Origin of the sequence: Streptomyces profundus (assembly GCF_020740535.1) — a bacterium.
Taxonomy (GTDB): domain Bacteria; phylum Actinomycetota; class Actinomycetes; order Streptomycetales; family Streptomycetaceae; genus Streptomyces; species Streptomyces profundus.
The window spans coordinates 6,582,255-6,590,283 of sequence record NZ_CP082362.1; the positions used below are offsets into that span (position 1 = coordinate 6,582,255).

Genomic DNA, 8,029 nt, shown 5'->3' on the forward strand with positions numbered 1-8,029 from the left:
CCCGCTCGGGCGGCGTGGCCACCACCCGCAGGGCCGGGAGGAGGCCGCCCCGTCCGCGCTCGTCTCCCGGTGCGAGGTTTTACGGGGGACAGAACGGGGTCGGTACTCCGTCCCTTCTTATCCGCATAAGCCGGATTGACCACGGAGGAGGCATTGCCAGTCGTTTCGTCGGCGACAGTGTGATCGAAATTGTCAACACGCTGCACCGTTTCTCTCTCCTTCTTCGTGAATTGCCTCGACGTGGGCTCTTCGAACGATTGCCGCGAATGTCGAGCGGGGTCGTTAATCGATCAGTCGGAATTGCCCGCGCGGTACCCGAATGGCATGCGCGTCATGCGTCTGATGGTGTGACATGTGTCACATTGTCAGATGCAAATCGAGCGTGCTCGCGTACTTGCCCGTCCCTGGCAGCTGGTCCAAACTCTCTTATGGGTCGCTTGCGGCCCATGCTGTGCAGCCGGGATGTTGAGCAAATGGACGCAGGCTGTCCTTTTCTTCCGGTTGGCATGCGTGCTTCATGGTTTCCCCTGATCGTAAATCGATCTTCGGAGGGGGGTGAAGATAATGACGAACCAGGACTTCCTCGCTTCTCGTGAGGCCGGCGAGACCGCCACCAAGTGGTAATTCTATTGGCCGATCTGGCTGACGTGGCGCTGGCCGCATTCGCATGATGCGGCCAGCGCCCACGCCCTTCCCCGGGAGTGGAGAATGCTGGAAGAACTAGCGGACGAGTCAACTCTCGCTGGCCTCGACGAGACCGCCTACCACGCCCGCCTGCGGGAGATCGAGAAGTTCGTGGCGGACGTCGAGGAGACCGACACGCTCGCACGCGATCTCGCGACGCTGGCCGTTTCGCACGGCGACTGGCACGTGCGGAGAATCGCGGTCACCGCGATGGCCGAGCGGTTCGTCGATTCGCCGCAGGCGCGCGAGGCGATGTGCGCCGCCACCCACGACGACGTCGACTGGGTCGCGTTCAGCGCCATCGAGGCGGTGCGGAAGGCGAAGCTGCCGGAGGCGGTGGAGCATCTGATCCGTATCTCCGGATGGCCCAGCAACTTCAGCCGTCCCGGCTACGCGCGCAAGCCCGTCGGCTGCGGGGCGGCGTTCACCAAACAGGCCCTGTGGGCCTTCTTCGGAACCAAGGACCCCGAGCGGCTGCGGGAGTTGGAGGACGAACACTTCGCCGGGATGCGCGCCGAGGTGGCGGCCCGGCGCCGGGACCCGGACCTCCGGGACGTCGTGCTGGTCCCCGGCGGTCCCGCCGTGCTCGGTTCGGCGAAGCGCGAGGTGGGCCCCTTCCAGATGGACGACACCGACAATCCGCTGCGCGCCGTCGACCTGCCGTCCTTCCACATCGACCGCACCACGGTGACCAACCGGCGGTACGCGGAGTTCCTCAAGGATGTCGGCACCGCACGGGACTTCGCGCACCCGGACGAGCCGGTGGGCAAGGACTACACCCCGGCGCACTGGCGGGAGGCGCGCTTCAACCACCCGGAACAGCCGGTCGTCGGCGTCGACTGGTACGACGCCTACGCCTTCGCCCAGTGGGCCGGCGGGCGACTGCCCAGCGAGGACGAGTGGGAGAAGGCGGCGCGCGGCACGGACGGCCGGAGCTATCCGTGGGGCCAGGACTGGGACCAGGAGCGGGTGAACGGGATCCACCGCGCCTACGGGGTGGCCGCCCCGAAGAACCTGGAGGAGCTGGAGGCGCTGTTGGTCAGGACCACCCTCCACTGGCCGCCCGACCCGGTGTTGCCGGCCGATGCCCTGCCGGCCGGTGCCAGCCCCTACGGTGCCCTACAGATGGCGGGCAACGTCTGGGAGTTGACGCGCACCAACTTCTTCACCCGGGAGGACATGTCCCCGTTCTTCAAGGGGCGCCGCAGCAGCGAGTTCATGAACCGGCCCGAGGCGTTCCACGTGCTCAAGGGCGGGACGTGGACCTCTCCCTCGGTCTGTGTGACGACGTTCTACAGGGGACGTGACCTGCTCACCGACCGGCACAACGAGGTCGGTTTCAGATGTGTCTACGCCGCGGAGGGGACGACCACATGAGTGCGAGCGAAGCGGAGCCGTCGGCGGAGCGCCTGGCGCGGCAGCGGAGTCTGCTGCGCGGACTGCGGCTGCTGTCCCGGCTCGGCATGACCGAGGGAATCGCCGGCCACATCACCGTCCGGGACCCCGACCTGCCGGACCACTACTGGGTCAACCCGTTCGTCGTGGACTTCAGCGCGGTCACCGCGGCCGACCTCCAACTCTTCGGCCCGGACGGGCAGATCGTGCAGGGCGAGGGGCGGCTCAACCCGTCGGTGCACCCGCTCCACGGCGAGCTGCACCGGGCCCGGCCCGACCTCGCGGCGTTCGTGCACTCCCACTCGATGTACGGGAAGACCTGGTCCGCGCTGGGGCGGCTCCTCGACCCGATCACCCAGGACGCGTGTGCGATCTACCGACGGCACGCCGTGTACCGGAATTTCCGGGGCCTTATCTCGGAGGTGGAGGAGGGCAAGGAGATCTCCGCCGCCTATGGGGACAACACGGGCCTCATTCTCGTCAACCACGGTTTCCTCGCCGGAGGTGGCAGCGTCGAGGAGGCCATCTGGTGGTTTGTCGTCATGGAGCGATGCGCCCAGTCGCAACTGTTGGCGGAGGCGGCCGGAACTCCGCTGCTCATTGACGAGGAGGTCGCGCGTGCAACGGGCGACACGTTGGCCTCGGCAGAGTACGCGGAAATCCAGTTCGAGAATCTCTATCTTTCGCTCTTCGGGGCGTCAGACGAGGAAAAGCCGCACTCCGCACGGCGGGGAGTGGCCCCATGAAGGTAGGTCTTAACTTCCTTCCCACCGTGGGGCCAAAGGAAGCGAGCGCGGCCGAGTACTACCGGGAATGCCTGGAGTTGTGTGTCCTGGCGGACGACCTGGGCCTGAGCCATGTCAAGGCGGTGGAGCACTATTTCACCGAATGGGGTGGCTACAGCCCGGACCCGGTCGCCTTTCTCTCCGCCGTCTCGGCGGTGACCAGCCGGATTCGGCTGGTCACCGGGGCGGTGATTCCCGCCTTCACCCACCCGATCCGGCAGGCGGCCTCCCTGGCGGTGCTGGACAACCTCTCCGACGGGCGCCTGGACGCCGGTTTCGCCAGGGCCTTCCTGCCGGCGGAGTTCGAGGCGTTCGACGTGCCCCTGTCCCAGAGCAGGCCCCGGTTCGAGGAGGGCGTGCGCGCCGTCGAACAGCTGTGGACGGCGGAGCGGTTCCGCTGGGACGGGACGTTCCACCGCTTCGGACCGCTGCCGCCCCTGCTGCCCCGGCCGGCGCAGAGCCCGGGCCCGCCGATCTTCGTCGCCGCGACCGTCTCACCCGAGTCCTTCGAGTGGGCCGGCCGGCACGGATACCACCTCATGATCATCCCGCTGGTGGCCAGTCACGAGCGGCTGAGCGCCCTGCTGGACCGCTACCGGGAGGCGCGGGCCGATGCCGGGCACTCCCTGGAATCCGCCCGGATGCACGTCAGCTACCACCTCTACGTGGCCGAGGACGCCGCCGAGGCGATGGCGAGGGCCGCCGCCCACTACACGGCCTACCAGGAGAAGCAGCTGGCGGCGTACGCCAGTTGGGACGGGGTGCGGTCCGACCAGTATCCCGGCTACGAGAAGATGCTGGACGCGGTCAGGTCCACGACCTTCGCTGACCTGCACGCCGCCGGCAAGGTGATCGCCGGCGGTGTGGACGCGGTCACCGAGCAGCTCAGGGAGGTGGGCCGCCGCTACCCGGGCGCCGAGGTCAGCGTGCACGTCCGGTACGGCGACACCAGTCACTCGGAGGCGCTGCGCACCGTGCGACTGCTCGGCGAACGCGTCCTGCCCCGGCTGCCGATGGTCGCCACGGAGTCGGGCAGCCAGGCATGAGCCCAGCCGCCGCCGAGACGACGGACGCCAGGTTTGCCGCTGTCGCCCGGCGCCTCCCGACCCGGACGGCGCTGCGCGACGGTGACACCGCGCTGACCTACCGCGCGCTCGACGACGCGTCCGACGCGGTGGCCCGGCGGGTGCGGGAGTGCACCGCGCCGGGGGCGCCGGTCGCCGTGCGGATGCCGCGCGGCGCCGACCATGTGGCGTGCGTGCTCGGCGTCTGGAAGGCGGGGAGCGCCTGCCTCCCGGTCGACCCCGCCCTCCCGGAGGAGGGGACGGAGCGGCTGCTTGGGGCCGGCGGCGCGGCCACCCTGATCGAGGCGCCGGACTCCGTCAGGCCGCTGCCGGGCGCCGGTGCCCAGCCGGCCGGCGCCTCCTCGCTGGCCTGGAACGACGGCAGCCGGGACCGCACCGCCTATGTCTTCTTCACCTCCGGATCGACCGGCGCGCCCAAGGGCGTGGCCGTGCCCCACCGGGGCGTGCTCAACGAGGCGGACTGGACCCACCGGGCGTTCTCCCTCACCCCCGAGGACGTCGGGACCTGGCTCTCCTCGCCCGCCTTCGCCATCTCCCGCTGGGAGTTGTGGCCCCAGCTGACCTGCGGCGCCGGCGTCGTGATCGCCGAACAGGGCGTGGAGTGGAGCCCGGAGACGGTGCGGGACTGGCTGCTGGAACGCCGCGCCAGCACCACGATCCTGGTCACCGGGCTGGGCGAACGCGCCCTCGGGCTGCCCTGGCCGGAGCGCTGCGCGCTGCGGCTGATGGTGCTCGGCGGCGAGCAACTGCGGCGCTGGCCGGGGCGGGTGCCGTTCACCGTGGTCAACTCCTACGGTGCCACCGAGACGTCAGGGGCCCGGCTCACCTCGACGCTGAGCCGGGACGGCTCGGGGCTCCCCCCGATCGGCCGCCCCATCGCGAACACCACCGCCTACGTGCTGGACGGGGACGGCCGGCCGGTGGCGCCGGGCGAGACCGGGGAGCTGCACATCGGCGGCGTCGGCCTGGCACACGGCTATGTCGGCAACCCACGGCTCACCGCCGAACGTTTCCCGCCCGACCCGTTCCGGGACGGCGAGGGCCGGATGTACCGCACCGGCGATCTGGTGCGGGAGACGCCGACCGGCGAACTGGCCTATGTGGCGCGCGCCGGCGCCGATCCCAAGGTGGGCGGTGCCCGCGTGGACCTCGGCGCCGTGGAGGCCGCGCTGTTGGCGCACCCGGGCGTCGACTGGGCCGCGGCCACCGTCGGGGAGCTGGCCGGAACCGCCGAGCTCCTCGCCTATGTCGGTCGCGCCGAAGGGGCGGCGCCCGCACCGCACGAGCTTCGGGCCTCGCTCGCCGGCCGGCTGCCCCGCCACGCGGTGCCCACCCGGTTCTATCCGCTGACCGCCCCACCCACTCTGGTCAGCGGAAAGCTCGACCGGTCCGCGCTGCCGGGCCCGGGCGACGCCGAGGAGTTGACGGACCCGCACATCACGGGCCGGGACGCGGTGGAGGAACGGGTGCGGCGGCTCTTCGGCGAGGTGCTGGGCCGTCCCGAGGTCGGCGTCCTCGACGATTTCTTCGCCCTGGGCGGCGACTCCCTGGGGCTCGCGCGCCTGCGAACCGCCCTGCGGGACGCGTTCGGACGGGCTTCGGTCGGGGAGCTGCCGGAGCTGTACACCGCGCGGACGGTCCGGGAGATCGCCGAGCTGGTCGTCACCGGCGACGAGGGGCCAGCCGGCGAACGGGCCACCGACGAAGCGCCGGCCGACGCGGCGGATCAGGCGACGCGGCGCGCCACGCTGTCGCTCTCCGGAATCCAGCGGGGCATCTGGCTGGAGGAGCGGGACGACCCCACCGGGACCGCGTATCTGGAGACCCTGGAGATCCACCTCGACGGCGCGTTGGACCTCGGCGCGCTCCAGTCGGCCCTGGCCCGGCTGGTCGACCGGCAGGAACTGCTCCGCACCGCCCTGACCCCCGACGAGCCCGAGCCCCGGCTGCTGGTGCGTCCCACCGCCTGCGTGGTGCTGCCCGTCGTGGACGCGGACGGCACGGGCGACGCCGAGCTCGCCCGCCCGTTCGACCTCTTCCAAGGCCCCCTCTTCCGGCTGCTGCTGCGGCGGCACACCCCCACCGAGCACGTGCTGGTCCTCGTGGTGCACCATCTGCTCTGGGACGGCGGCTCGGTCCCCGCGCTGCTCGACGAGCTGACCGCCGGCTACGACCGTGCCCGTCGCGCCCGTGCGGTGGACGAGCCGGCAGGGCCGGTGGGCTACCACTCCTATCTGGCCAGGGAACGCCGCGTCCTCGCCGGCCCAGAACCGGCCGCGGCCGTCGCGCACTGGCGCGAGACGCTTGCCGGCCTGCCGGCGTCCAGCCCGGCGTTCGCCGCGACCGCGCCGGCCCCGGAGGGGGCCGACCCGCTGGGCGTGCTGACCTGGACGCTGTCCGACGAACTGGTCGCCGGCATGGGGCGGGCCGCGGCCGGGGCCGGCGCCACCGTGTTCGCCCTGGGCGCCGTCGCCTTCGCCACCGCGCTGCGCGAACACGACCAGGAGACGGACCCCGTCCTGCTGATCCCCGTCTCGCTGCGCCGCCCCGCGGAGGAGGGCACCGTCGGACCGTATCTGAGCATGATCCCGCTCCCGGTCCGCCTCGGCGGCCCGACCACCGCGCGGGCCGCGCTCCGGGACACCACGGAGACGCTCCACGCCGGAATGGCGCACGCCGCCGTGCCCTACGCCGAGGTGGTCAGGGCGCTGCGCCCGGACCGCACCGGCGGCGAAACCCCTTACGGACAGTTCCTGTTCGAGGTGAACCGGCTCCCCAAGGCCCGTGTCACCTCCGACGGCGTCCGCTGGCGCACCGAGTGGCTGCCGAGCCGGGCGCCCAAGTTCCGGCTGGCGATGATGTGGAACGAGACGGCCGACGGTTGGATCGGGCGGCTGGAGTACGACCACCGGCGCCTGACCGGGGAGAGCGCCGCCGCGTTCGTCCAGGACGTCGAGCGCCACGCCCTGCTGCTCGTCCGGGAGCCGCACGCGCCCTTCCCCCCACCGCCGCGGGTCCCCGCCGCGCGGGGCACGCCGGCGACCGGGGCCTCGACGGCCCGGGTGCCCGTGCCGGAACAGCTCAGGACCGTCGTCGAGAAGGCGTGGTCGACGGTGCTGGAGACGGGGCCACCGGCCGACGAGGACAACTTCGTCCTGCTCGGTGGAGCGTCGCTTGAGGCGGCCCGCGTCCTCGCCCGGATCAAGCAAGAGTTGGGAGTCTGGATACCCGTGCGCGAACTTTTCGACAGCGAGGACTTCGCCGACTTCGCGGCCCGTGTCGCGGCCGTGCACACGTCCGGCGAGGCCGGAACCGATCGGGAGGCGGCCAGCCATGCATGACTACGGGATCTCCACCTACGGCGACCGGGCCGCGGCCGAGTACGACGTGCTGATGGGCGGCGGGGAACCGCCCGAGCCCGCCGTGGCGTTCCTGACCTCGCTCGTCCCCGAGGGCGACGCCCTCGAACTCGGCGTGGGCACCGGGCGGGTCGCCATCCCCCTGGCACGCGCCGGCCTGCGGGTCGCCGGCATCGACTCCTCGGCGGCGATGCTCTCCGAGATGGCGAAGAAGCCGGCAGGCGACGCCGTCGAACCGCTCCAGGGCGACTTCCTGGACCTCGCCGGCCTCGGCGACGACCGGGCCTTCGACCTCGTCTACGCCCTGTGCAGCACCTTCTACTTCCTGCGTAGCCAGGAGGACCAGGTGCGGTGCTTCCGGGCCGTCGCCTCCCACCTCAGGCCCGGCGGGCACTTCGTCCTGGAGCTGGGCTGTCCGCCCTACCGTCGGATGAACGAACGGCAGTATGTGGACGCCTTCCAGGTCGACGCCGGCGAGGCCGCGTTCTTCCTGTCCCTGCACGACCCGCTGGCGCAGCGCGTCGACCGGCAGCAGATCGTGATGGACGAGCGGCGGACCCGGCTGGTCCCCATCTCCTTCCGCTACATATGGCCGTCCGAACTGGATCTGATGGCCGCCCTGGCCGGGCTCACCCCGGTCTCCCGCCAGTCCGGCTGGGCCGGCGGCGCGTTCAACGGCACCGGGCGGCATATCTCCGTCTACCGCGCGGGGGCGGCCTAG

The 8,029-nt window shown here is 71.5% G+C and carries 5 protein-coding genes; all 5 read left to right on the plus strand.

The window, feature by feature from the left end; all coding sequences use genetic code 11:
- The first annotated feature begins 708 nt into the window (after positions 1-708).
- Genes K4G22_RS27665 through K4G22_RS27685 form a run of 5 tightly spaced genes read left to right on the plus strand, consistent with a single transcriptional unit; the run spans position 709 to position 8,029 of the window.
- Positions 709-2,061, plus strand: coding sequence for an SUMF1/EgtB/PvdO family nonheme iron enzyme (locus tag K4G22_RS27665; RefSeq protein WP_228083189.1), 1,353 nt, complete (start codon positions 709-711; stop codon positions 2,059-2,061).
- On the plus strand, positions 2,058-2,825 hold the full coding sequence (locus tag K4G22_RS27670; protein WP_228083190.1) for a class II aldolase/adducin family protein: 768 nt from the start codon (positions 2,058-2,060) through the stop codon (positions 2,823-2,825). Before K4G22_RS27665 ends, K4G22_RS27670 begins: the two co-directional genes overlap by 4 nt.
- Positions 2,822-3,910: an LLM class flavin-dependent oxidoreductase gene (locus K4G22_RS27675; RefSeq protein WP_228083191.1), complete on the plus strand. Its 1,089-nt coding sequence runs from the start codon at positions 2,822-2,824 to the stop codon at positions 3,908-3,910. Before K4G22_RS27670 ends, K4G22_RS27675 begins: the two co-directional genes overlap by 4 nt.
- Positions 3,907-7,290, plus strand: a complete 3,384-nt coding sequence (locus K4G22_RS27680) for a non-ribosomal peptide synthetase (protein ID WP_228083192.1) — start codon at positions 3,907-3,909, stop codon at positions 7,288-7,290. The genes K4G22_RS27675 and K4G22_RS27680 overlap by 4 nt, the downstream gene beginning before the upstream one ends.
- Positions 7,283-8,029, plus strand: coding sequence for a class I SAM-dependent DNA methyltransferase (locus K4G22_RS27685; protein WP_228083193.1), 747 nt, complete (start codon positions 7,283-7,285; stop codon positions 8,027-8,029). Before K4G22_RS27680 ends, K4G22_RS27685 begins: the two co-directional genes overlap by 8 nt.